Source organism: Streptomyces sp. NPDC050704, from assembly GCF_040654355.1.
GTDB lineage: Bacteria > Actinomycetota > Actinomycetes > Streptomycetales > Streptomycetaceae > Streptomyces.
This window is the reverse complement of sequence record NZ_JBFAHW010000018.1, coordinates 99,722-123,938: the sequence shown is the minus strand read 5'-3', so window position 1 is coordinate 123,938 and position 24,217 is coordinate 99,722. Positions and strand designations below refer to the sequence as shown.

The 24,217-nt window shown below is 69.1% G+C and carries 16 protein-coding genes and 3 pseudogenes; 10 read left to right on the top strand and 9 right to left on the bottom strand.

The window, feature by feature from the left end; genetic code table 11:
* Positions 1 to 118 precede the first annotated feature (118 nt).
* Entirely contained in the window at positions 119 to 1,690 is a 1,572-nt protein-coding gene (locus AB0I18_RS13330; RefSeq protein ID WP_363105552.1) for an RHS repeat-associated core domain-containing protein, read from the bottom strand.
* Here AB0I18_RS13330 and AB0I18_RS13325 point away from each other — a divergent pair.
* The 3 genes and pseudogenes from AB0I18_RS13325 to AB0I18_RS13315 all read left to right on the top strand — a co-directional run bounded on the left by AB0I18_RS13325 (position 1,630) and on the right by AB0I18_RS13315 (position 4,346).
* Positions 1,630 to 2,194, top strand: a pseudogene (locus AB0I18_RS13325) (PadR family transcriptional regulator). The gene AB0I18_RS13330 and the pseudogene AB0I18_RS13325 sit on opposite strands and share 61 nt — an antisense overlap.
* Positions 2,195 to 2,214: 20 nt before the next feature.
* Positions 2,215 to 2,385: pseudogene (locus AB0I18_RS13320) on the top strand (NADPH:quinone reductase); the annotation flags it as partial.
* Between the two features lie 389 nt (positions 2,386 to 2,774).
* Complete coding sequence (locus AB0I18_RS13315; RefSeq protein WP_363105551.1) at positions 2,775 to 4,346, top strand: NAD(P)-binding domain-containing protein; 1,572 nt, start codon at positions 2,775 to 2,777, stop codon at positions 4,344 to 4,346.
* Between the two features lie 26 nt (positions 4,347 to 4,372).
* Here the strand turns inward: AB0I18_RS13315 and AB0I18_RS13310 are convergent, their stop codons facing one another.
* The 3 genes and pseudogenes from AB0I18_RS13310 to AB0I18_RS13300 all read right to left on the bottom strand — a co-directional run.
* On the bottom strand, positions 4,373 to 5,413 hold the full coding sequence (locus AB0I18_RS13310) for a glutamate--cysteine ligase (RefSeq protein ID WP_363105550.1): 1,041 nt from the start codon (positions 5,411 to 5,413) through the stop codon (positions 4,373 to 4,375).
* 251 nt (positions 5,414 to 5,664) lie between these two features.
* Positions 5,665 to 6,729 carry a cobalamin-independent methionine synthase II family protein gene (locus tag AB0I18_RS13305; protein ID WP_363105549.1) on the bottom strand — a complete coding sequence of 355 codons (1,065 nt, stop codon included), beginning with the start codon at positions 6,727 to 6,729 and terminating at the stop codon, positions 5,665 to 5,667.
* Between the two features lie 445 nt (positions 6,730 to 7,174).
* Positions 7,175 to 7,915, bottom strand: a pseudogene (locus AB0I18_RS13300) (transposase); the annotation flags it as partial.
* A gap of 143 nt (positions 7,916 to 8,058) precedes the next feature.
* On the opposite strand from AB0I18_RS13300, the gene AB0I18_RS13295 reads away from it, so the two are divergent.
* From AB0I18_RS13295 to AB0I18_RS13270, 6 genes are all read left to right on the top strand, one after another.
* Positions 8,059 to 9,348: a hypothetical protein gene (locus AB0I18_RS13295; protein WP_363105548.1), complete on the top strand. Its 1,290-nt coding sequence runs from the start codon at positions 8,059 to 8,061 to the stop codon at positions 9,346 to 9,348.
* Positions 9,349 to 9,528: 180 nt separating this feature from the next.
* On the top strand, positions 9,529 to 9,840 hold the full coding sequence (locus AB0I18_RS13290; protein ID WP_363105547.1) for a hypothetical protein: 312 nt from the start codon (positions 9,529 to 9,531) through the stop codon (positions 9,838 to 9,840).
* An 865-nt stretch (positions 9,841 to 10,705) separates the two neighbouring features.
* On the top strand, positions 10,706 to 11,416 hold the full coding sequence (locus AB0I18_RS13285; protein WP_363105546.1) for an HAD family phosphatase: 711 nt from the start codon (positions 10,706 to 10,708) through the stop codon (positions 11,414 to 11,416).
* Positions 11,407 to 11,766, top strand: a complete 360-nt coding sequence (locus tag AB0I18_RS13280) for a methylglyoxal synthase (RefSeq protein ID WP_363105545.1) — start codon at positions 11,407 to 11,409, stop codon at positions 11,764 to 11,766. The genes AB0I18_RS13285 and AB0I18_RS13280 overlap by 10 nt, the downstream gene beginning before the upstream one ends.
* Before the next feature lie 233 nt (positions 11,767 to 11,999).
* Complete coding sequence (locus tag AB0I18_RS13275) at positions 12,000 to 12,938, top strand: FkbM family methyltransferase (RefSeq protein WP_363105544.1); 939 nt, start codon at positions 12,000 to 12,002, stop codon at positions 12,936 to 12,938.
* Positions 12,935 to 13,627, top strand: coding sequence for an HAD family phosphatase (locus tag AB0I18_RS13270; RefSeq protein WP_363105543.1), 693 nt, complete (start codon positions 12,935 to 12,937; stop codon positions 13,625 to 13,627). Before AB0I18_RS13275 ends, AB0I18_RS13270 begins: the two co-directional genes overlap by 4 nt.
* 102 nt (positions 13,628 to 13,729) lie before the next feature.
* Here the strand turns inward: AB0I18_RS13270 and AB0I18_RS13265 are convergent, their stop codons facing one another.
* Complete coding sequence (locus tag AB0I18_RS13265) at positions 13,730 to 13,900, bottom strand: hypothetical protein (protein WP_363105542.1); 171 nt, start codon at positions 13,898 to 13,900, stop codon at positions 13,730 to 13,732.
* A 79-nt stretch (positions 13,901 to 13,979) separates the two neighbouring features.
* On the opposite strand from AB0I18_RS13265, the gene AB0I18_RS13260 reads away from it, so the two are divergent.
* The gene (locus tag AB0I18_RS13260; protein WP_363105541.1) at positions 13,980 to 15,683 is read left to right on the top strand and encodes an NAD(P)/FAD-dependent oxidoreductase; all 1,704 of its coding nucleotides are present in this window, start codon (positions 13,980 to 13,982) and stop codon (positions 15,681 to 15,683) included.
* A gap of 257 nt (positions 15,684 to 15,940) precedes the next feature.
* Here AB0I18_RS13260 and AB0I18_RS13255 read toward each other — a convergent pair whose 3' ends face one another.
* From AB0I18_RS13255 to AB0I18_RS13240, 4 genes are all read right to left on the bottom strand, one after another.
* Positions 15,941 to 16,717 (bottom strand): DUF2637 domain-containing protein, encoded by a 777-nt coding sequence (locus AB0I18_RS13255; protein WP_363105561.1) that lies wholly within the window; start codon positions 16,715 to 16,717, stop codon positions 15,941 to 15,943.
* Positions 16,718 to 17,221: 504 nt separating this feature from the next.
* Positions 17,222 to 17,932, bottom strand: a complete 711-nt coding sequence (locus AB0I18_RS13250) for a DUF2637 domain-containing protein (protein WP_363105540.1) — start codon at positions 17,930 to 17,932, stop codon at positions 17,222 to 17,224.
* Positions 17,933 to 18,108: 176 nt separating this feature from the next.
* Positions 18,109 to 18,684: a DUF2637 domain-containing protein gene (locus tag AB0I18_RS13245; protein ID WP_363105539.1), complete on the bottom strand. Its 576-nt coding sequence runs from the start codon at positions 18,682 to 18,684 to the stop codon at positions 18,109 to 18,111.
* A 211-nt stretch (positions 18,685 to 18,895) separates the two neighbouring features.
* Positions 18,896 to 24,154 (bottom strand): neuraminidase-like domain-containing protein, encoded by a 5,259-nt coding sequence (locus AB0I18_RS13240; protein WP_363105538.1) that lies wholly within the window; start codon positions 24,152 to 24,154, stop codon positions 18,896 to 18,898.
* Positions 24,155 to 24,217 lie beyond the last annotated feature (63 nt).

The window sequence follows — 24,217 nt, the reverse complement described above, 5'->3', positions numbered from 1 at the left end:
GATTCCTCCCTGAGGGGTTTCTGGGTCCACCGCTGGTGAGGTGGATACCTCCGGGCGGGCTCCGAGGATAGGACATGATTTTCTCGGAGCCCACCCGTCGTGGTTGTTCCGCTGTCGGTCAGCCGAACAACTTTTTCCATCCCTTCGAGATTCCGTTATTGACGGCGCCCGTCGACATGATGCCCGCAACGGCTCCGGCGCCCGCACCGATAGCGCCGCCGATGACCGTCCCGACTGGCCCGCCAACGGCCGTTCCGATGGACGCTCCCAGTGTGGCACCCAGTTTGGTCGCCCCTAGCACCACCGCGGTGTTGGCTGCGGTTTCCACTGTGGTCAGCGGGATGTTGCCCCCCGTGGATTGGTAGTTCGAGTAGGCGGTGAAGGCGATTCCGCCGACCAGGAGCCCTCTGCCCGCGTACTGCATTGCATTGCTGTTGCCGATAGCGCCCACTCGCGCGATACCGGGGTGTGTTTTCGTGGCTTTCAGCACTTGGGCCGACTGGCGGTTGGACCGCATGTCCGCCTTGGCCTTGCCGGTGATGGTTCCTGCCGCTTTGAACCCTTCCTGGGTGTAAGCGCCGGATGTCATGAGTCCGTTGCCCGCGTTGCACAGGTAGTTCCAGTCGGACTCGATACCGCAGTTGGCCGAGAAGGAAAACAGCGGGACCGGGTCGGGGCCCATAAGGAGCGGGGGCTGGGAGGGCGGCCCGTACACCGGCCCGCCACACGCGGCCAGCGGGGGCACGCCACAGCTAGGAGGCCCGTAGACGATGCCACCACTGGGAGGCCCGTAGACGGTGCCGCCACCGCCACCACCGCCACCGCCACCACCGCCACCGCCGCCACCGCCACCGCCACCGCCACCGCCACCGGGGATCGGGACACCGTTGCGGCATGGAACGAGGCCCTCGCGGCACTCGGGGACCTGCTCACCGGTCGGGTCGGCGAAGGTGGTGGGGTTGTTGTTGGCGTAGGCGTAGCCGTTCAAGGACTGACTCTGATCGGTGCTGAGCTTAGGGTCGGCGCTGATGAACTGGCCGATCCCGGGATCGTATTCACGGGCATCGGTATGGGTCAGACCTGTGTTGGTGTCGTTCGTCTTACCCAGGAAACCCTTGTCGTCCGGCCATGCACCGCCAGCAGGCGTCCCCCGTTCGGCTCCGAACGGAGTCATTCGCCGCTTGGTGACCGTCTGCGCGCTGTCCGAGGACACCGCCAGGCTCTGGGTGCCCTGATGGTCGCCGGCGAGGTAGGAGAGCTTGTTACTCCCCGACTCGTTACTGCGGACTGCGATGCTCAGACTGCCTGAGGAGTAGGTGCGCTGGGCCCAGGTGGACCCGCCTGCCCTGAGGTGGAGTTCGGTGTTGCCAGTGTAGAGAACACGGTCACCGTTGTCGGTGGTTCTGATCAGGAGCGTGCCGTCGGCGTCGTAGACGTAGTCCGTCTTCTCGCCGTTCTCGGTGACCCGGGAGAGCCGGCCTTCCGTTGACCAGGCGAGGTTCTGGCGGCCTTCGGGCCCGGGTGACTGGGTGCCTGGAACACCGCGTCCGGAGAAATGACCTCGCGGGCGAGATCCTCGTGGCCTGTGTTGATGAACTCGACGAAGCGGTTCATCACTGACTCGCTGGACTGCGGCGGCATCTTGCTGCGCCTCTCCCGAGACGGCACGAGCTGCGCCGCCGCGTCGCACAGCTGACCGGCTATACGCGGCCGGTCAGTGACGGCAGCCTGTATCCGGCAATCAATCGCCTGACCAAGGCCGGCTTGATCGAGCGGCGCGCCGACCCGGCCGCGGGGGCGGCCCGGATACGTGCTCAGCCTGACCGCGGCCGGACGGGCCGACATGCTTCAGCGCCTGCGCAAGCCCGCCGACCACGAGATCACCGACTTCACCCGGTTCTACATCGTCCTGGCCTTCCTCTCCCACCTGCCCGACGTGACCGAACAGCACGAGGTACTGCGCAGACGGCTGGAGTTCCTGGAAGAACCGGCGAGCTTCTTCTACGACAACGAGCGGCCCCTGCGTGCCGAGGAGATCGCCGACCCCTACCGGCGCGGCATGCTGCTCACCGCCCGCGCCACCAGCCGCGCCGAACGGACCTGGCTGCGCGAAGCCCTCGGCGAGGAACCGCCCGCATTCGACACCGCATGCACCGACAGCGATCCACATGCGCCCGCCGCTCCCCCGAGCTGACCGCCCACGGAGGTACCTCCATGCCTGGTTTCTGGTACGACGACCAGGGACCCGCCGCCGATGTCCTGCACGTCGGCGAACTCCCTGATCCCGACCCCGGCGCCGGCGAGGTCCGCGTCCGCGTCACCGCCTCGGGCGTCAACCCCGGCGACACCAAGAAACGGCGCGGCCGGCTCGGCTCGTCCATGCCCGCCGGTCGGCAAGGACGGCGGTGCGTACCGTTCTGGATGCGGCCAGCGGCTCGCGCCGCCATGCACACCGTCGATGCCTTCCGCGACCTTCTCGAACCGGGCCCGCAGGTCAGCGACCATCTGAGGGCGGGCGAGTTCGCCACCACCGAGAGCGATGTTCCCGGCCTGCACGACCGTTTCGGGCTCGACCGGCCGGTGGTGCATGCGGGCTGGTTCCACGACACCCTTCCCGCCGGGCTTGTTGTCCGGATCGCGTTCGCATACTTCGAGGCCGACCCCTACGACTCCGTTCTCACCAGCCTCGAACACTGCGTCCTGCGGCTTGTGCTGGGCGTCGTCCTGCTTTTCGACGCCCGCATCCTGCGCAAGACGCGCTCGTTTCACCGGGCATGAAGCAGCAGATACCGTCGCCCCAGGACGCCCTCGATGCCCCACGGCTTCCCAGCGGCCTGCGGATGACCCGATATCTGATCATCGGGGCCGGGCCGGCAGGGCTGCAGCTCGGCTACTTCCTCAAGGAGAAGGGCGCGGACTATCTCGTTCTTGAGGCGAGCGACGGCCCCGGCGCCTTCTTCCGGCAGTTCCCCCGCCATCGCCGGCTCATTTCGCTGAACAAGGTGCACGTCACGGGCGACGACCCGGAGTGGCGCCTGCGCTGGGACTGGAACTCGCTCCTCAACGACTCGCTGCTGTTCCCCGCGTTTTCCAGCGAGTACTTTCCGCACGCCGACGACCTCGTCCGCTACCTCGCCGACTTCCAGCGCGAGCACGAGCTCAACGTCCGTTTCCACACCCGCGTCGACCGCATCACCAAACACAACGACCTGTTCGCAGTCGTCAGTGGCGACCGGACCTACCACGCCGAGTGCGTCATCATTGCGACCGGCTGGGGCGGGCCGAACATCCCGCAGATCGAGGGAATCGAGCTCGCCGAAGGCTACGAGGACATGCCGCTCGACGGGAGCCGCTTCACCGGCCGGCGCGTGCTCATCCTCGGCAAGGGCAACGCGGCCTTCGAGACGGCACAGGCCCTGCTCGGCCACGCCGCCGTCATCCACCTCGCCAGCCCCCGGCCGCTGAAGCTGGCATGGCATACCAAGCATCCGGGCGATGTACGGGGACAGTACGGCGCCCTGCTCGACAGCTACTGGTTCAAGACGCTGCACGGCGTCCTGGAGTGCGAGATCGACCGCCTCCGCCGCGACGGCGACGTGATCAAGGCGGAGATCACGTACACGCTCGCCGACGGGGAGAGGGCGGAACTGGAATACGACGCGGTGCTGCGCTGCACCGGATTCACCATGGACGGCTCGGTCTTCGCCGAGGAGTGCGCACCCCGGCGGCACCCGAACGGTCGCATCCCCGAACTGCGACCCGACTGGCAGTCGGTGAACGTCGACGGCCTGTACTTCGCGGGCACCCTCATGCAGGGGCGCGACCTCAAGCGGGCGTCGTCGGCGTTCATCGACGGCTTCCGCTACAACCTGCGCACGATGGCCCGGCTGCTCACTGAACGCTACGACGCCGCCCCGCTGGAGGGGAACCAGGTCTCCACCGATCCCGGCCCCCTCACACAGACGATCCTCGACCGGCTCAACCACAGCTCGGCCCTGTGGACCCAGTTCGAGTATCTGGTCGACGTGTACGTGCCGGAGAACGGCGGCCTGACCCTTTATCAGGAACTCCCCGAGGATTACGCGATCGAGCGGTTCGGCGACCGCTGTCTGACCGCGGGCCTGCACTGGGGGCCCCGGGACATCCCGGACGTGTTCGCCATTCCGCGTCATCCGGTCCCGGAGAGGGCGCACGAGAGCGCATTCATCCACCCGGTGATCCGCTCGTGGCGCGGCGGCGAACTGACCGGCGAACAGCACCTCCTCGAGGACCTCTCCGCCCGCTGGCGCGATCAGCTCCGCCACGTGGAGCCGCTGCAGGCCTTCCTGTCCGCCACTCCATGGTGAGCCGGTTCAACCGAGTCGGCACGCGGCTAAGCCGGCAGCTCGAACGCTGACACCAGGTCGTCCACGACCGCCTGGAAGCCGCCACGGGCGTACGCGGCGCGCTGGCGGGCCGCGCCGGTCGACACGGGAGCGTCCAAGTGCAGGACGGGCCGCACCAGATCGAGCAGCCCCTGGACCTGCTTGGCCGCAGGCACGAGCCGTCCGCCCAGCGGCTCGATCGCGTTGCCGTCGAGCCCGTCCCGTGCCGCCTGCCAGTAGGAGGCACGCAGAAGTTCCGCTGAGACCACGGGCCCGGGGTCGCCGCGCCGCACCTGCTCCAGCGAGACGATGACCAACGCTCGGACCAGCCGCGCCAGCCAGGCGCTCTCCGCGGCGGTGACGGGCACATCGGTCACCCGGACCTCGATCGTGGGCACTCTGGCCGAGGGGCGTACGTCCCAGAAGATCGTGCCCGGATCAACGAGCACCTTGGCTTCGGTCAGCTGAGCCACGATCCGCTCGTAGTCGTCGATGCCGTGGAAGTACGGCGGCGGACCAGCGACCGGCCATTTGGCCCAGGCTAGCGAGCGCCAGCTCGCGTAGCCGGTGTCACGGCCCTGCCAAAACGGGGAATTGGCGAGCAGCGCCAGCAGAGTGGGCAGCCAGGGCCGCAGATGGTTGCTCACCAGCACCGCCTCCTCCCGGTCGGGGAGATGAACGTGGACCTGGCTGGCGCAGATGGACTGCTCGTCATGGAGTGCCCGGTAGTTCGCCGTGCCGACCGCATACCGCGGATGCTCGTTGATCGGCGGAGGCACCGCGTTCCCGAACACCGGGGTCCCGGTCGCGACCACGGCGAGCCCCTCCGCCCGTGCCGCGGCGGCGACCTGGACGCGCAGGGCTGTCAGCTCTTTGGCCGCGTCCTGGCACGGAACCGTCTTCGCCTCGATCTGGAACTGGGTGATTTCCGCGGAGATCTGCTCTGAGGCGCACCGTGCGACGACCGCCGCGGCGCAAGGGACGACGGACCGGGTCTGCGGATCGATGACCAAGTACTCTTCTTCGACGCCGATTGACGGTGCCTGCATTTCGGGGCCCTTTCCTTACGCCTCGGCACGTCATGCTCGCGAGGCGCGGTTCCTTCCGCCAGAACCGTCTGACTGCCTTCAAGTCGGCCCTCCGCCGCCTGGACCGGCCGCTCGCACGCGTCACCGAGATCCTCGACGCTGTCCGCGACGCGGACCGCACCCGTATTCGACGGCTCAACGCCGACCTCCACACCACCCGCGCCCGCCATCGATCAGTACCCCTGCCTGGGGCGGGCGGTCAGCCCTTGCCGTCAGAGACCGAGGGCTCGGGAGGCCAGCGCGGTCCCCCTCACACGGGCTTCGATCTTGGCGAAGGCGAGGTCACGTGAGGTGGAGGTGTCGTCGGCGAAGGGCGAGAAGCCGCAGTCGTCGCAGGTGCCCAGCTGGTCGACCGGGATGTACCGGGCGGCGAGGAGTACCCGGTCGCGTACCTCTTCAGGCGTCTCGACGGTGGTGTCGATCGGATCCGTCACACCGACGAACACTCGGATACCGGGACGCAGTTGGTCGGAAATGATGCGGAGCACCCGCTCCGGGTCAGGCTCGCTCGCCAGCTGGATGTAGAAATTGCCGGCCATCAGCCGGAAGAGCTTGGGCAGCAGGCCCGCGTAGTCGACGTCCAGGCTGTGCGCGGAGTCGTGGTCCCCTCCCGGGCAGGTGTGTACACCGATGCGGGACCGTTCGTCCTGGTTGAACCGACCGAGCACTCGGTTGTTGAGCGCGATGAAGTCATCGAGCAGGCCGCCTGACGGGTCCAGCTTGAGGGACAGCCGTCCTTCGGTGAAGTCCAGCTGTACGCGGTGGGCGCCGGCCTCCAGACAGCCGCGGATGTCGGCCTCGGCCTCGTCGGCGAGGTCGCTCAGGAAGGTCTCACGGGGATAGCCGGCGATGGCGTCGGCCGGGTAGAGCAGGCTGAGGGCGGACGGCGCGATCACCGCCTGCTTGACCGGGCAGCCGGTGTGGCGCAGGGCGTCGCGCAGGTAGGTTTCCGCACGGACCTTATAGCGGAACGGCCCCGAGGTCAGGCGGGGCAGCTGTCGGGTGTGGCCGTCTGCGAAGGGGATGACGACGCCGTCCGGGACGAGGGTGGTGAGCCCTACGAGGGGGTAGGTGAGGAAACTCGGCTTTGCCTGTTCCCCGTCCACCAGGACCGGGCACCCCAGCCCTTCAAGCCTGGCCATAGTGTCGGCGGTGGCCTGTTCCTGAAGCTTCATCAGTTCCGCTTCGCTCAGGCGCCCTGCGGCGTGGTCGGCGAGGGCCGTCTGCAGGGCGCGAGACCGGGGGATGCTACCGATCGACTCGGTGGGGATGCTCATGGCCCGGACTCTAGAAAGCACTACAGAACGGGGCAAGGCCGCCGAGGTCGGGCGAGCCCGTCCGCTCCCCGTCGGAACCGTGGCGGTGTGCTGCGGTGCGATCGGGATCGCCGCAGGTCACCGTGATCAGCAGAGCAGCCGAAGGGCAGGCGTGCGGAACCGGGCCCCTGATCCGGCCGGAGGGATTGCTGATCACAGTTCACTGAATCGGTGCGCAGTTCGGGCATCGCGTTGACCACGTGCTCCCAGGCTCGCGGTACTTCCCCGAACTCCGGTTTCTGCGCGAACAGTTCCGCCTGCGTACCGGCCTGGTACTGCCGACCGTCGAGGTCGAGGACAGTGCGTGGGGCACCCGCGGTGAACGGATCGGGAAACGGAGGGCAGGTCAGCGTGAAGTACCGCACACAATGGCGCATCAGCTTGACTCTGAAGCTCCTGTAGATCGTCAAATGGCTGGAGATGCCGATGGCGCGCTGGTGAGGTGACGGTAGACCTCTCGCGCGACGAAGCGTTTGAGGCATCTGAAGATGTCCTTCGTCTTGAGCCCTTCGAGGGTGCGTCGTGCGACGTAGTCGCGGGTGCGTGGGTCGTGACACATGCGGACCAGGACGATGGTGTGCAGCGCGCGGTTGGCCTGGCGGTCACCGCCGCGGTTGAGTCGATGGCGATCAGTGCGGCCCAAGGAGGCTGGCACGGGTGCGGCTGCGCGCAGCTCGGCGTCCGCTTGCGCGATTTCCTCGCTCAGGTGCTGGTATCGCTTGGCCAAGCGCTTGAGCGCGAGTTTGACAGCGGCGGCCAGGGTGGTCAGATCGGAGCCGGGTCGGCTGACGACCAGACGGCATATCAGCTCGGCGGTGGTCAGTGAGCGCAGTGTTTCCCGCGTCGCTGGGGGCGCAGTGGTGATCAGTGATGTGAGCTGGTTGATGGTCTGGGTGCGAGCCTTGATGGCGCTGGCCGGTACCACGCGCAGTGCGCGGATTGCCTCGACCGTGTCGTCGCGGTCCTTCGGGGTGCCGGTGGCGCGGCCGGCGAGCACTGCGGCGGTGTAGGCGTAGCCGGGGTCAGATTTGCCCGCGGCGCGGCGAGCTCGACGATCGGGTCGGTCCACTTCGACGACGGTGATCTGGTTGGCACGCAGGTACCGGGCCAGTTCGGCACCGAAGGATCCGGTTCTCTCCATGCCCACCGTCAGCAACCGGCCATGGGGTCTGGTTCTGCGTCGTGAGGCGGCGGTGCATCCGGGTGACCGTCAGGTGACGAGCTGTCAGGGCGGCTCGTTGGGCGTGTGCGGTGCGGTTGGTGCCGCCGGTCTTTCGAGAGTGGGCGCCCATGACGGATTGTCGGGTCAACGCGTGGACTCTGGGGCGTCTGCCCCAGCTGAACCGGGCGATCCTCGCCGGCCAGGCGCCGCCGGAGTCGCTCGTAGAGGCGATCAGGGAGGAGGCGTTCCCGCATCTGGCCGTGGATCCCGGCTCCTACGGCCCGCGGGAAGCCGAGCGGATCACGACGCTGCTGGGCATGTGGGGGTCGGCCTGCGTGCGGCACTACGTCCAGCACCGCCGGGTGCCCGCCACCGACACCCGTGCCCTGTTCGCGCAGCTCGGGATCCGGGACGATTCGTTCCGCGGCTATCTCGGCCGGGTGGCCGAGCGGACCGGGGCCGGGCATCCGGACCGGGACACCTATGTGTCGTACTTCCACTGGAACCCGCCGGCCGTCCACGTGCGCTGGGCCGGCCGGACGTGGACGGCTCGCGGGGCCTTCGGCGACGGAAGAGTCCGCACCCACACAGGCGACCTGCGGGAGGTCGAGCTGCTGCTGTTCGTCAAGAAGGCCGAGGCCGTCGAGCGGGCCGCCAACGAACTCCTCGAACCGCTCACCGTCCAGGAGTTGGCCACCGAGGAGGCTGTGGAGCGGATGACGGCCGCGGCCGGACTGCTCAACGTGGTGCACCGGCTGTTCGCCGACTTCACCCGGCTTCCCATCGATCGCCGGGTGACTCCGGAGTTCTTCACCGACACCTGGCGTCAGTACACCAACCACTGGGAACCGGGTGACTTCCCGCCCAGCGGAGCCGCCGACGTCGAGTTCATCGCCCGCGACTTCCTGCTGGGCATCGACGTCCCCGACTACCCCTCCTACGTACGCCGCCTCTACCCCGCCCTCGTCACCGACGGCCAGGAACTGCTGACCCGTCTCATGGGCCGCACCCCCATCCCCGACCAGCTCCTGGAACGCGTCGGCATCACCCCGGCCGACCTCGCCCGGGCGTCCGCAGAGGAACTGTTGCGCATCGCGGCCAAACATCCCGAACTGGCCGCCTGCTACCTGCTGCTGGCAGAGTCCACCAGGCTGGCCTCCGCCCACCTGAACTTCGGCCGAAGGTTCGTCTTCGACCTGCGGCGCTCCCGTGACGAGGAGGGCATGCCCGACACCCCCGTCATGAGCAGCAGGATCGGCAGCACCGGGATCCGGGAGTCGTTCATGGACGAACTCAAACGCGGCCGCCGCGGCCACCGCCTCACCGCCCTCGAACGAGTCCGCCGTCCCGCCCTCGCCGAGATCGTGGCCATGCCACAGGCCCCCGCGCCGGCGGACGTCGTGACCATCGGGACGTAACACAGGACATGGCACGGGTCATAGCCGCTGTGCGGAATCCCTTGATCGCGCCGCACGTCCTCATGGGTTCTCGATCAGGTGAATGCGGCTGTTCCCCACTCGCCCGGGGCCGGGTTCGGCCTGATCTTTGAGGTTGAGGTGGGCCGCCGCACGGGCGGCCCCGGACAGTTGGAGGACACCTTGAGCGACGACATGATTCACATCGTCCCCGCCGAGGAACAGAGCGCCGAGGAGGTCGCCGAAATCCTCACCACGGTCGCGGCGGCCCAGGGACTGGAGGACGAGGTCCACGTCGAAGGAGGCGAGGTCGTCGTGCCGCGGTCGCTCAAGGTCATGTTTCAAGGGAACATCAGCACTTTCCCGCCCGTGAACCAGACGTACACGCTGCAAGAGCCGGTCGCGCTGTACGCACCCGGTGACAGCGCCGGACAGGGCTCGTCCGAAAGCGGCACCCTGGAGGGTTTCGCCGTGGTCGTCAACCAGTCGGCGTAAGAACCGGCGGTCGGCGGGTGCGGTCATCGTGCTGATCTCCTTCGATGACCTGGTCGTCTCGGAAGATCAGCCGGTGGCCGTTCTCCGCCGCGGGCATCAGCCGGAAGCCGGAGCGACTTCCTGGCCCTGGATCAGGGCGACTCCGTACACCCCTTCCATTTCCATGGGCGCAACCGCTCTGGGAGACGCGCACGGAGTGAGGCCTGGCCGGGCGCGGCGGCGAGCGATCGGCCGCGCCTCTCCGGCGTGGCTTCTCGCGGCAGGAGCAGGCCCATGCGCCGGGTGGTCGGTGGTGAAGACAGGCACGCCTACCGGGTCCTGAACTGCACGAAAGCACATCCGAGCCACCTCCCCGTCTCCCCGCCGCGGTCTGTCATTCGTAGAGCAGAGCCACCGAGGCAGTCGTGGCAGTGCGCAGGCCGGGTGTGGTGTAGGCAAGGTCGAGGACGACGCGCTGGACGCCGGGTTGACGAGTATCCCTTCGCGACCACCCACGAAGGCACGTTCCAGAACCCGGACTTCTCCTGGCACACGATCGACGCAGACCGGAACGTCGCGAAGGGCCGGGACTACCGCAGGCCCTGGTACAACGACAACCGCCTGCTGGAGGACGACCGAGGCATCGCCATGCCTCCAGGGCGCGACGCTGGAGCCAGTGCCGGACTATCGATGCACTCGTCGTCACGGGGCATGTGGCCTGCCCAGCACCAGCGTCTTTCGACGCGGTGCCATTGCGCCGAACCGGCGAATTTCGCAGGGGATCCAACACCCACCTGCCTAATGGGCCGTTGTGGATCAAGTCTGCCCGTCACCGCGGTGGCCGGCCACCTCTTGCCGACTTTCCACTTTAAGGAGCATGGCCGGCGTGACAGAGAACAGGGTCCTGTCCTGGATCCCGCGAGCGGTCGTCTTCGACTGCGACGGCGTCTTGATGAGCACGGAGGAGTACTGCCTGCTGAGCAAAGTGCTTGTTCTGCGTGACCACGGCGTCGAGCCGGACGCCGACGTGCTCGCCTCGCTGAAAGGACTGCACTACAGCGCGGCCGGAGCCACTCTGGCACGGTCGCTCGGCACATCGGCGAGCGCCGAGGAGTGCAGCGCGCAAGCCCTTGCCAAGCAGCGGGAGCTGTACCGGACCCAGCCGTCGCACGCGTTGCCCGGCGCGCTGGATCTGGTGAAGCGGACCAGCGCGGTGATGCCGGTGGCCTGCGCCACCAGCTCTCCGCAAGATGCCGTGGAAGCTGTGCTGGCCAGGGCGGGGATCCTCCCGTATCTGGTGTGCGTGACCTCCCCGACCATGGGCTTCGCTCCCAAGCCGGCCCCCGACGCGTATCTGGCCGCAGCCGAGGCCTGCGCGGTCGAACCGGCCGACATCCTCGCTGTGGAGGACTCCACCAGCGGGATCCGTTCCGCGGTGGCCGCCGGCATGCGGGTACTGGGCGTCGGCCCCGAGCCGTCTGCGGAGCAGCTCGCCCTCGTCGACCATTGGGTTGCCTCATTGGACGACCCGGTGCTGACCGACTGGGCACAGCGCCTGGTCCTTCCGAACAGTGATGAGGCATCGGCATGCGTGTAGCACTGGTGGCGCAGGACGGCAAGAAGGAAGCGTTGCGTGCTTGGGCTTCCAAGCACGAGGCGAAGTTGGCCGGCCACGACCTGGTCGCGACCGGCGGGACCGCCCAGGTGTTGACCGAGTGCGGGCTCACCGCTCGTGCGCTGGCCTCCGGACCGCTCGGCGGCGATCTGCACGCGGCCCACCTGGTTGCCACCGGCGAAGTCGATTTCTGCGTCTTCTTCCGCGACCCAGCCGTCCACCCCGCGCACGAGGCGGACGTGGCCGCGCTGGTCCGCCTGGCGCTGGTGCATGACGTGCCACTCGCGCAGAACGAATCCACGGCCAACGCCGTACTCGCTGCATTGCTCTAGGTGTGCTGTCCGACTGGTCCCTCGCGTCCGCCCGCGCTGCTGGTCTGGTCACCCTCGCAGTCCCCACCCTGCCCGGAACCGCCTCCCCAGCCGAGTTCCCTTCAAGCCTCCGCGCTCACCCCCTGAGCCACCGCCTGGAGCGGCTGACAGAGCGGGAACGACGGGCTTCACGCTGCTTCGGCTGCCGCGGCCCGGCACGACCTATCTGTTCGTATCAACCAGAAAGCACAGACATGGGACTGGCATACCTGCGCTCGGACGCAGACCGGGCGATGGGAGTCGGCATGGGCCGCGTCCTGGTGCGGGAGGCGGCCGGCTGCGGACGGGACATGGCCCTCGCGCTGCGCACCGCGCAGGGGACGAGCAGGATGACCGCGCCCTACTGGATGGGCCGCCGCTTCCTCGGAGCGGCGGGCCGCCCGCTCGCCGACGACACCCCGCTCTCGCTGAGCTTCCTCACCCCGCGACAGGCGGCCCGCGTTCGCATCCGCAGGAACCAGAGCGATCTGCTCATCCTGTGGCAGGTCTTCCTGAAGCGTTTCTACGAACTCGGCGTCCACTACCGGCTCGACGAAGACATCGACACCCTCGACACGATCGTCGACCTCGGCGGCAACACCGGCCTCGCCGCGTCCTACTTCACCGCCCGCTACCGGCCCCGCACCCTGCTGAGCGTGGAGCCGATCCCGCAGAACCTGGCCGTCCTGCGGCACAACGCCACCCTGTCCGGCCTCGACTGGAAGATCGAGCCGGCGGCCGTGGCCGGGGAGTCCGGGACGGCGGAGTTCACCGTCAGCGCGTTCTGGGACACCTGCACCGCCGTGCCCGCGGTGGCCGACCTGCGCCGTACCCGCCCCTACCGGCTGGAGAATGTGTTGGCCCGGCCGGGCGTGCGGGTGCCCGCGATCACTGTTGGCGAGGTGCTCGCCAAGCACGGCATCGACCACGTCGACCTGCTCAAGGTCGACGTCGAGGGCAGCGAGGCCGAGGTGTTCAGCGAGGTCCAGCCGTGGATGGAGCAGGTCGAGCGGATCGTCCTGGAAGTCCATGACAAGTACATCGACGGCGAAGCCGTCCGGGCCACGATGCGCGCGGCCGGATTCAGTCAGGTACCGCCACGCGTCTCGGAACCGGCCGGTTTCAACCCGGTCGAGCTGTATGTGAAGTCATGAGCGGCCACGGTACGAGGGCACGCACGGCCGACCTGACGGCGCTGGAGAAAGTCACCCCTCCCGCCGCCGTGGTGTTCGACTGCGACGGCACGCTCATGGACACCGAACCGTGTGCCGACGCCGCGCGCCGGGCTGTCTTCGCCCGCCGGGGGCATGTCTATGACGACGCGGCCCGCGAGGCCCTCGTCGGTCTCTCCGTGGCCCAGGGCGGGGAGGTGATGGCCGGACTGTTCGGGGGCAGCGCGTCGCGGTTGGCTGAGGAACTCGCGCAGGAGCTCCTGGCCGCAGTCTCCGACAGGGCGCAACCAATGCCCGGTGCGGCGGACTTGGTCGCACGGCTCGCCGCCAGGGTGCCGGTCGCGGTGGCCAGCAACGGACCGCGCGAGCTCCTCGACACGTCGCTGGTGCACGGTGGTCTGTCCCGATGGCTGCCCATCACCGTCTCGGGCGACGACGTCGTCTCGCCCAAGCCGCACCCCGCCTGCTACCTCGCCGCTTGCGCGGCACTCGGTGTCGAGCCCGGTAGGTCCCTGGCTGTCGAGGACTCCCCGGTCGGCGCCCGTGCGGCCCATGCCGCCGGGATGACCGTGCTCGGCGTGGGCGCCCTGACCCGCGGGCCGTACGTGCACGCTCACGTACCGGCCCTTGATGATGCTGCGCTTGGGCACTGGCTCGCCGCCGGATGGTGACCAGCGGCGACCGTCCGGCACAGCGACCTCCCACCGAGCGCCGAGTCCGGTCCAGGACCCGCTCGATGAACCGGAGCACGTCGATGCGGCGGATCTCGGTCATCAGCCGAGCCGGTAGCCCGCCCCCCAGGTGCCTCCGGCGCGCACGACGGCCCCGGTCTGATCGAGGCGGAGCAGTTGGTACAGCCCGGAGGAAGGGCTGAGCAGACCGACGGCGGCGCCGATCTCCCGCACGCCGGGAGGAAGGCGCAGTGGGTGGAGCGCAGAGGTCATCGAGTGACAAGGCGCTCGTCTGGGTGATGTGGATGGCCTACGCCTCGCTTCTGCCGGGCCCCGATCACAAGCTGGACGGATGTCGTTGATTCCGGATTTTCCATTCGACTATGCCGCCTACGTGTCGCGGGGGCGGGCCGTCGGGCGGCTGCCCGAGGACCTCGTGGGCAGGGTACGGGTCGCTGTGATCGGTGCGGGCGCCGCCGGTCTGTGCGCCGCGTACGAGTTGATGCGCATCGGCGTCGTCCCTGTGATCTATGAGGCCGAGCGTGATCCTGCCGGGCCTGGCGGGTACCGGCTGGGTGGCCGGCTGCGGTCGGTGTCATGGGGTGGCGGGCCCGCGGTCGCGGAGCTGGGTGCGATGCGGTTTTCCAGCGGGGGACGCCTGATGCGCCATTACGTACGGTCCTTCGGGCTGACCTACCGTCCGTTTCCTGATCCGTTCACCACGGGCGCCCCGCGCACGGTCCTCGACCTCGACGGGCGGCAGTACCAGGCCGGTACGCAGGCGGAACTGTTCGAGCAGAAGCCGGAGTTCGGGGACGTACAGCAGGCGTGGGAGAAACTTCTGCACAACGTCGGGGTCCACGCCGTCCGCGAGCAGCTGGCCGATGGTGATCTCGTCGGCGCCAAGGAGCACTGGAACCGTGTGCTGGACCTGTGCGAGGGGTGGAGCTTCCGCCGCCTGCTCACCGACCCGCAGACCGGCACGATGACACCGCAACAGGTGGATCTCTTCGGTGTCATGGGGTTTGGCACCGGCGGCTGGGACGCGTTCTACGCCATGGCTGCCCCGGAAATCCTCCGGATCATGATCAGCGGCATGGAGCAGGACCAGCAGCTGATCGTGGAAGGCGCGAGCGAGCTGCCACGCCGGTTCTGGACCACACCGGTACGACGGGCCGACGGCAGCGAGGTCAGCCTGGCCTCGCTGAACGATCAGCGACTGCGCGGCCCGGTCACCCGGCTGGCGGCCCATGCGTCGACCCGTTCGGTGACCGTGGACGACGGGCAGGAGGCGGTGACCTACCCGGCGGTGGTGCTCACCCCGCAACCGCACGCGGTGGAGGCCGGCATCGAACTGGGCGGGCACACCGCACTGTTCGGCCCCCGCCTGCGCCGCGCCCTGCGCAGGACCACCTCCTGGGCCTCCGCCAAGACAGTCAGCCTGGTGGATGAGCCGTTCTGGCGCGGCACCAGCCTGGACGGCGTCACCCTCAGCGACTCCCTCATCCGCGACACCTACGCACTGGACTACGCCCAATACCACCCGGGCAGCGACACGGCCGGACACCGTGCCGCCCTAGTGCTCAGTTACACCTGGGGCGAGCACGCTCTCAACCTGAGCAGCTCATCGCTCGCCGAACGGGTCGCGCTGGGCGTCAGCGAGCTCAGCCGCATCCATCCCGAGGTCGCCGACGAACTGCGCCGCCAGATCCGTGTGGACAACACCGTCACCGCGTCATGGGAACTCGAGCTCAACTTTCGCGGACTGTGCAACTTCAACACGCCCGGCGAGTACGGGCCTCAGCGGGACCGCTTCAGCCACTTCATGAAGGACTACCTGGGCGAGCCGGCCGTGCCGGGGGAACCCATGAACAACCTGTTCCTGGCCGGCGACGCCATCTGCTGGTCAGGCGCCTGGGTCGAACACGCCCTCGGCTCCGGACTCAATGCGGCCTGGGGCGTCCTACGTGCCCTCGGTGGCAGCACGGCGCCGGACAATCCCGGCCCCGGCGATGTGTGGGCGGACCCCCGCTACACACCCTGCGCCCTCGACTGAAACCCCCTCCGCAGCTGGCCCACGACGGCCCGCGCGGCTGGTGACCGCCCTGGCATCGCGGAAGCATCCCCGACCCCACTCCAGTCGAGAACCCCCTGTACGGAAGCTGGCGTAGCCACCACGGAAGGCGGCCGCGGCCGCATGGCTGACCGATCACACACGCATGCCCGAGGTACGACGATGCAGGCGATATACCCCGCCTTAATCTCCCGCCATCTGTGCGTACCGCGGCCGCCCTCACGGATGCAGCTCCGTGCTCATGAGTGACTGCGCCCTCTGCTCACGCGCGCCCCATCCACCGTGTCCGAAATCCGGCCGGTCCGACGCCAACGCGCCAGCACGGCCCGCCCGTAGTTGTTCGTACCCGCCACCCGATCCAGCTCCGCGCCACTGGCCGCACGACCGGCAGCCAGCTCCTTCCGGAAGTGCTCCCACATCACCTCCTCCGCCGTCACCCCAGCCGCAGACCGCGACGGACCATCACTCACGGACCGAGCCTCTGCTTGCCCTGGCGCATCCCCGCCTCTCGGCTCTCGGCTGCTGCGACCCGTCTCTCGTCGCACAGCCTCGGTCTCGTCTTGCTCCGCCAGGTCTCCCCCACGACCATCCACTCCCCTCATCTCTCGGTCCCACCGTGAGGCACCCTCTCGCCGAGCCTCGTCGCACAGCTCCGACGGACCTTCCGGACTCTCGCCGTGGTCACGATCGGCGGGACGGTGCACCAGCAACTCCACCGACAACAACAAGGCGACCGGAGGCCAACCCGCCACCAACACCGGCCGCCACGTCAGCGCAGGAGCGGCCGCCACATTCGCCGCCAGCGACACAGCGATCCCGAGGAGAAAGGCCAGCCACACCACAGTCCGCGCCCGACGCCCCACATTCCGGGACGAGTTCAGCAACCCCACCGTCGCCAACAGCAAGAGACCGTCCACCGACAACGGCCACAGCGTGGCGCTCACCGCATCCGCCCCGCCCTGCAGGGCGAACTCCCGCTGATGCACGTACGAGGCATACGCGGCCACCGACGCCACCACCAACGCGCAGCCACGCCGCACCCACACCTCAACGCCAACACCCCTACCCGCGCCGCCCGAAGGAGCGTCACGGACACCCGCAGACACACCGCGCGGCGTTTCGTTCGGAGCGCTCACCGGGAACCACCCCTACGACGGCGCGGCCGTACCCGCGGCACCGCGACCGTGCCGGAAAGAGCCAGCTCACGGCGGCTACGGGCCCGTACAGATGCTGTCGGCGCCCCGCCGAGGGCTCGAACCTGCGCAGTGCGGATCGAACAGAGCGGTGCGCTCACCGCGTCAGCCCACCGCGCGTTCTCGGGAGATGTGCCGACGTCGTCACGACGAACGCACTCCGCAGTTCACAGTGGGCGTGGCACGACCGGCCTTTGCCGGCGGCTCTGGCCACCAAGCCGCTGCGGCAAGTCATACGTCGCCGCCGCAAGGTTGTGCCCGCCAGGCGACAACGACGCCGGGAAACGCAGGCAGCCTCGCCTCACAAGTCGCCGCGATCGCCAGGGCTCAATCCGAATGTCGTCTCTTCTGTCCGTCCACCCGATCGCGGAGCACCTCGGCACCGTCGCTGCCACTCCGGCTCCCCCGTACGAGGGCGGTCAACTGCCTCGATCGTCTCGCGCCGACGCGCAGCTCTTTCCGCAGGGTCTCTGCCGACGCGGGACGGTGGTGCAACTCCCGATGCCGGGCATCAAGCATCCGAGCCCGCCCCAGCAACGGATCCTCCCTCCGCTGCCGTCGCTTGCCCTTCGCACGTCTGCTGCTGTCTCCCTCCTGGGCCACCGTGTCATCCAGCCGGTCAACCGGCCGGTGCACCAGAAGCTCCACCGACAGCAGCAACGCGACCGGAGGCCACCCCGCGACGAGCACCGGCTTCCACTCCAGGGCGGGGGCTGCCGCGATGTTGGCAGCCAGCGAGACCGCGATCCCCAGCAGAAACGCGGACCACACGGCACCGCGCGCCCGGCGTGTGCCGGCCCCCGACGGCTTCAGCAGACCAACCGTGGCCAGCAGCAAGAGGCCGTCCACGGACAGCGGCCACAACGAAGCACTCACCTCATCGGCTCCACCCTGCAGTGCGAACTCCCGCTGGTGAACATACGAGGCATACGCGGCGACCCCGGCCACCACCAGAGCACACAGAGATCGAACCCACGCGTCGAGGTCGACTCCCCGGCCCCCGCCAGTCCCCTCCGGCGACTCGGTGACATCGCTCATCGAACCCACCGCCCGGCACCGTGCCCCAGTGCACAACGCGTGCACACTTGCGCGGGAACTCCCGGGAACTCGCAGGTAGAAGCGGGATGCGCCCAGACACGACAAAAGGCCCCGACCAGGCCATAAGACCAGGTCAGAGCCCTAATGACAGACGAGTCGGGCTGTACGCCGGGCACTCAACCTCGAAGGCTGCCGTTACGGCTCGCCCGCACCAAGGCCACCAACTGCCTCGACCGGTCAGCACCGATCCGCAGTTCCTTACGCAACGACTCGGCCGAGACCGGGCGGCGCTGATGCAGTTCCCAATGCCGGGCATCCAACCGCCGGGCACGCTCCAGCAACGGATCAACCTGGGCCCGATCACGGCCGACATCGCCGTCGCGATCCTCCCCATCGCCGAGTTCCGCCTTCGCCCGGCCCGTCGGCCGGTGCGCCAACAGCTCCACCGACAGCAGCAGCGCGACCGGCGGCCACCCGGCCACCAGCACCGGCTTCCAGGCCAGCGACGGCGCAGCCGCAATATTCGCCGCCAAAGACACCACGATCCCCAGCACAAAAGCCAGCCACACCACGGACCGCGCCCGACGCCCACCACTCCCCGACGGCTTCAGCAGGCCAACCGTCGCCAGCAGCAGCAAACCGTCCACCGAAAGCGGCCACAACGACGCACTCACCTCATCCGCGCCACCCTGCAGAGCGAAATCCCGCTGATGAACGTACGACGCATACGCCGCCACCGCCGCGACCACCAACGCACAGCCACACCGCAGCCAGGCATCACGATCAGACGATTCGCCCCTCGCCCTCCGGCGCGGCCCTTCCCTCGGGACAGAGCCCACGTCTGAGTCGCCCATCACACCGACCCATCCCACGCCGCAGGACGGAACCGACCCTCCACCACCAGCCGCCCAACAAGAAACCGCTGGTCAGCCTTGCGACCTTCTGCATGTGGCCCCGCCGGGGTCACCGTGCCCAGAGCGGGGACTGTCCGGTCCAGCTGACTACGAGGACGATGTCGTCGAGTTCACCGGAGGCGAACAGGGCAGCGGCGTCGCTGCCGAAGGTGATCTGCCAGTCGCCGACGGGGCTGGGGCCGCACAGCGGGACCCAGGCGGCGGCGTTGCCACGCCTGGTGCCGGCGATGCCGTTGGTGGCGGTGGCCGCGCCCGCGGCCGTGCCGCGGGTGAGGGTGACCGTCGTGTCGGTCACCGGTGCGCCACTGGAGAGCCGGACGGCGACGGCGTCGGTGGACATGGCCTCGACCTTGAGCGGGAAGTCGACGTCACGCAACGGGACGGTGACCGAACGGGCCCTGGGATCGGCGGGGTTGTTCAGGTCGTACCACTGGTCGGGGAAGTCGCGCGCCAGGCTGAACACGCAGTCCGCGCCGCGGTCTCGGTTGGCGTTGAGTCGGGTGACCACCTGGCTGCGGTAGGTGTCGTCGTATGCGGCGGTGTAGTCGATGGTGAGCAGTACGTCGGCGATGCTGGAGAAGTCGAACGGGTTGGCCGCGGGTGGGAGTTGGAACTCCCAGGTGGTGTCCACGCCGCTGGACTCGAAGGGCAGCAGCAGGTCCGACTGGACATCGAACTCGAACACCCCACCGGCGCCGACCGGTGACGTCAGGGCGACAACTCCCGGATCGGAGCGCACCGTCACGTCCTGGAAGGTGCCGTCCCCTCCGGTGGTCACCCGGGAGATGCCGTTGGAGTACAGGGTGGCGCGGATGCCCCGGTCGGGCGGCACGAGTGCGACGAGACTGGTACGCACCTGGCGGATCAGCCGCAGGTAGTGGCCGGGGAAGTCGGCGTCGAACAGGGACATCGGCGTGGCGAAGGCGAGCGTTCCGGTGCGGCGGAACTCCAGGAACTCCACCGGCATCAGCCGGGCCAGCGAGAACGTCTGGGACAGGTTCAGACGCCGCCGTGCCGAGTTGAAGGAGTAGTCGTCGAGGCGGGCCAGGTCGGCGGTGAGCTGTTCCGCGCCGGTCAGGCCCTGGCGGTTGGCCTGGACGGTGTTCGCCGTCAGCTCCGCGGGTGACTGCCAGTAGTCGTGGCGGATCACGGTCTGTGCCGGTTCCGCCCGTTCGAAGGCCAGTTGGGCCTGGGCCAGCCGGGCGGTGGCGGTGGCCTGCTGAAGGAAGTACCGGTACACGCCGCCCAGGGTGTTGCTCATCCACAGGTACAGGTCGGCGTTGGTGAACTGATCGTTGAGGAACTTCAGCGTGGCCACGGCCTGGCCGTGCTGCAGCGTGGCGACGGCCTGTTCCCGGGTGGCGATCGTGAACTGGTCGTTGGCCGTGATGACCTGGGCGGCGGCGACCAGTGACTCCTGCTGCGCGGCGACCTCCTGCATGCGCCATTCGGCCTTGCGCTGCTCGATGCCGGCCCGCAGCTGGTTGGCCTGCATCTGGGCTTCGAGGGAGTTCTGCTGCAGCGAGAAGGCGCCCTTGACGAGCGTCGCCGCCTGGATACCGATGGCGAGGGCCGCCTTGGCGCCCCCGCTCTCGATGATCCCCCAGAGGCTGGCCCCGGTGGAGGCCGCCTGGGCCACTCCGATCGCGGTTTCGGCCGCCGCCATGTGGTCCCTGATGTCACGCAGATCGGAATAGTTGTCGAGCAGGTTCTCCTCGTACCGGCTGGGGGGTGCGTCGATGGCGGCGGCGTAGGACGTGACCATCGTGTCCGCCTTGGCCTGCTGCGCGGTGGCGGCGGTGACCGCGTCGTTGGCCTGCCGCAACCGGCTCGTCGCCACGCCGACCTGCGCGGTGGTGAGGTCGATGCCCTTGACCGCGTCGTAGAGGCGCAGGCTCCTGTCGTCGTACTTCTCCAGGGCGGCGAGGAATCCGGCCTCCATCTGGGCGGCCTGGGCGGCGAGTTGCCCGGCCCGTTCGAGCAGGATCCTGAACCGGTAGGGGGTGGGCTGGACGACCGTCGCGGCCGCGATCCCCTGGGTGCGGGGCATGCCCGCGATGTTCCGCCCCTGCCTGATCTTGGCGAGCTGCACCTCCGCCCGGGTGCGCAGCACGTCCAGGTCCGGGATCGCCAGGGCGGGCTCGCCGGAGGTCAACGGCTCCTGCGGTTGCAGCGCGGCCTTCTTGAGCAGTCGCCGCGCGGTGACGTAGAGGGTGCGGGCGTGGGCGACCGACTCGTCGGTCTCCCGGGTGAACTGGGCGTCGGCGTAGTCGAGATGGCACCTGATGACGGACAGCAGGGTGTACCGGGTGTAGGGGGCGGGGCGCTTGGCCACGAGTGCGAAGGGATCCAGCGCGGTCGTCCATCCGGGCGGGAAGCTGAGGTCGGGGCGGAACACCTTCTCGGTGTTGATCCCGCTGAAGATGGAGACCGGCTTCGAGACGTCGTAGCTGTCGTACGCGTACACGAGCCGGTACCAGTCGAGCGAGGCCTGGTAGTCGCCGGCCGCCTGCAGCCGCTGCGCCAGCAGGAGGGGAACGGTCCAGAAGATCTCCTTGTTGGCCGCTTCCTCCAGGGGCGGCAGGGTGCTGAGGTTCGGGTCGAAGTAGCCGAAGGTCTTTCCCAGCACGTGCAGGTAGCCGGTCGCCGCCTTCGCGGCCGCCGCGGCGTCGAAGCGGCCCGCACCGCGAACGGTCTCGAAGAGATCGCGCAGCGGCCCGCTGCCCGGGACGATCAGGGCCGGGTCGAGATGGCGCTCGGGGAACAGGAACGCCAGGGTGGCTGCCTGCCAGCTTCCCAGCTCGCCCATCCAGGTCCAGGCCCTGGTGAACGCGGGGCCGTTGAGCATCCAGGCCGCCGCGGGGTGATCCGCCGGCAGTTCGCCCGACCTCCTGGCCGACAGCAGCGACTGGACGCTCTCGATGGCCTGCCGGACACGGGTGGTACGCAGCGTGCCCCCGGCGAGGACGTCGATGAGGAATCTGGCCGACATCTCCTCGCCGATGTTGCCCGTGGTGGTCGGGGCGAGGTCGGCCAGGAGGGCGTCGCGCAGGACGGGCAGGGCGGCCTGCTCGGTCGACGCGACGGCCTGCGCGTTGGCGTCGGTCAGGTCCTGGCGCTGGGCGATCCGGTTGCGCAGCGTGGACTGCCAGTCCGCGCGGGCACGGCTGTCGACGCGATAGGAGCTGACCGTGGGGCCGGTGCCGGCGAGGACGAAGAAGTCGGGGGAGAGCACGAAGTTGGACTCCTGCGCCCGCCATGCCGGGTACAGCCTCTCCTTGCGCGCACGGATGAGCACCGCCAGGGCGTCGCCCCACTCGGCCACCGTGACGGTCCCGGTGGCCGCGAGCCTGCTCAGCTTCCTGAGGAGGAGGAACCCGCCGCGGGTGAGCCCCGCCGACGTGAGGTCGGCGCTGATGTCGCCGCCCTGTCCGTCCCTGGTCTCCAGGGCGGCGAGGTCGACGCCGGGCAGCACCAGGTTCTGCATGGCCGCCAGCCCGGCCGTCGCGTCGGCGGCCTTTGTCCTCGCGGTGTTGACCGCTGCGGCGAAGGCGGTGAGCAGCTGGGACCGGGCGGTCAGCAGCGCGCGAACGCGGTTGCCGTTCGGGCCGGGAACGACGTCGGCGGCGCCGATCACGTCGGGGTCGGCGAGTACCCGGTACGCCGGCGGCACGGTCGGGTGCTGGTCCTGTTCGGCCCACGTCAGCGCGAGGGCGGATCGTTGCCAGGTGAGCAGCCGGGGTGTCGACGGCACCCGCAGGGGATCGGCCGCGATGGTCGACGGCAGGCCGAAGACGGCCTCCAGCACCGACTCGGCCGGCCCGGTGGCGTCCAGCAGCAACAGGTCGAGCTCATCGGGTGAGGTCACCGACAGCCTGATGCCCAGCCGGGCGGCGAGTGCCTGACGGACGGCGGAATCGGCTCCCCGGGCCATCCGCAGTTCGGCGTACGAGGTCCCGACGGCGGCGAGCAGCGCCGTGTACGCCGCGCTGCGATAGGCCCGTTCCCCGTTCGCGCCCGGGGCGGTGGAGGTGCCGGTGGCGGCGATGTGGGCCCGGAGCACCTCGACGGGCACGCGAAGCTGGTTGATTTCGCGGTTTCCCTGGTCGACGGCCGCCGACAACGGCTGGCTCAGCCGGTCGACCGGCTGGCCGAGAGCGCCGACCAGTGTGCGGGTGTCCAAGGGCGGCGACGGTGTCCCCGGCAGCTTCACCTGCTCCTGGGCGAACGACAGCAGCGTGGCGAGGTACGCGCGTTCGTTGAGGCGCTCGTCCAGCGTCTTGGGGGTGTACGAGCTGATCACCGTGACCGGGACGGTTTGCGGGGCCGTCATCGCGGTGCCCGTCGAGTCGGTCGCCCACACGTGGATCGTGTGGGCGCCGAAGCCGGCCGGCAGCAGCGGCACAGCGGCGGTCCAGCTCCTGAAGTCTCCGGCGGCCACCGGGGTCGCCGTCGTTCTGGTGCCCCCTGGCGTCAGGGCCCAGGCCACCGACGCGCTGCCGCCGACCATGCCGCTCTGGGGGTCGGTCGCCGTGCCGTGCATGGGCACGGTCGCCGCCCCCGTGTCGTCGCCCATGATGTTGCCGTTCTGGGGCGGATAGCCGACCTGCACCTGTGGCGGTGAGACGTCGCGGCAGGTCACCGAGCGGGTCTGGGTCGAGCCGACCACGTCGGGATCGGTGATCGTCACCGAGATGGTCCGCGCCCCCAGCGGCATCGGGTCGAGGTGGATCGCTGTCTGGTACTGGGTGGCGCCGGCCCGTATCTCCCCGGTCGTCACCCGGCCGTCCCACGCGATGGTGACCGTGAGCGGGAAGTACTGATCGCTCGTCGTGTTCACCTGGACGGTGATGTCCTTGCCCCCTTCGTCCAGGTCGACCGTGGTGCCGTTGGCGGGCGCCGGCACCGTGAACACAGGGGGCCCGGCCGCGAAGACCCGGACGCTCGTCGGGGCCGACGAGATGACGGTCCCGGTCGTGGTCACCGCGGACGCCACGAGCGTATGCGTCCCGGCCTTCGGGAAGGTCACGGACTGGGTCCCGCCGCCCCGGTGGCCGGTGAGTACGTGGACGCCGTCGATGCTGATCCTGGTCTCCGTGTAGGTGACCTTGGGCTCGGAGTTCCAGCTGAGGTCCCCGGGGAGCCACACCCAGTGTGTTCCCTCGTCGGCGTGGACCGTGACCGTGGTCGCGACTCCGGCCACCACACGGGCGGTCACCGCCGCGATGCTCACCGACGGCTGGACTTCCGGGGGTGCCTTCGGAATCGTCTGGGACACGATGGAGCCGTTCACTTGTGGATCACTCATGAGTTCCGCTCTCCCGATATCGGCTGTTCTTCCGGAAGGAGTGGCCCCAGGGGGATACGGCGG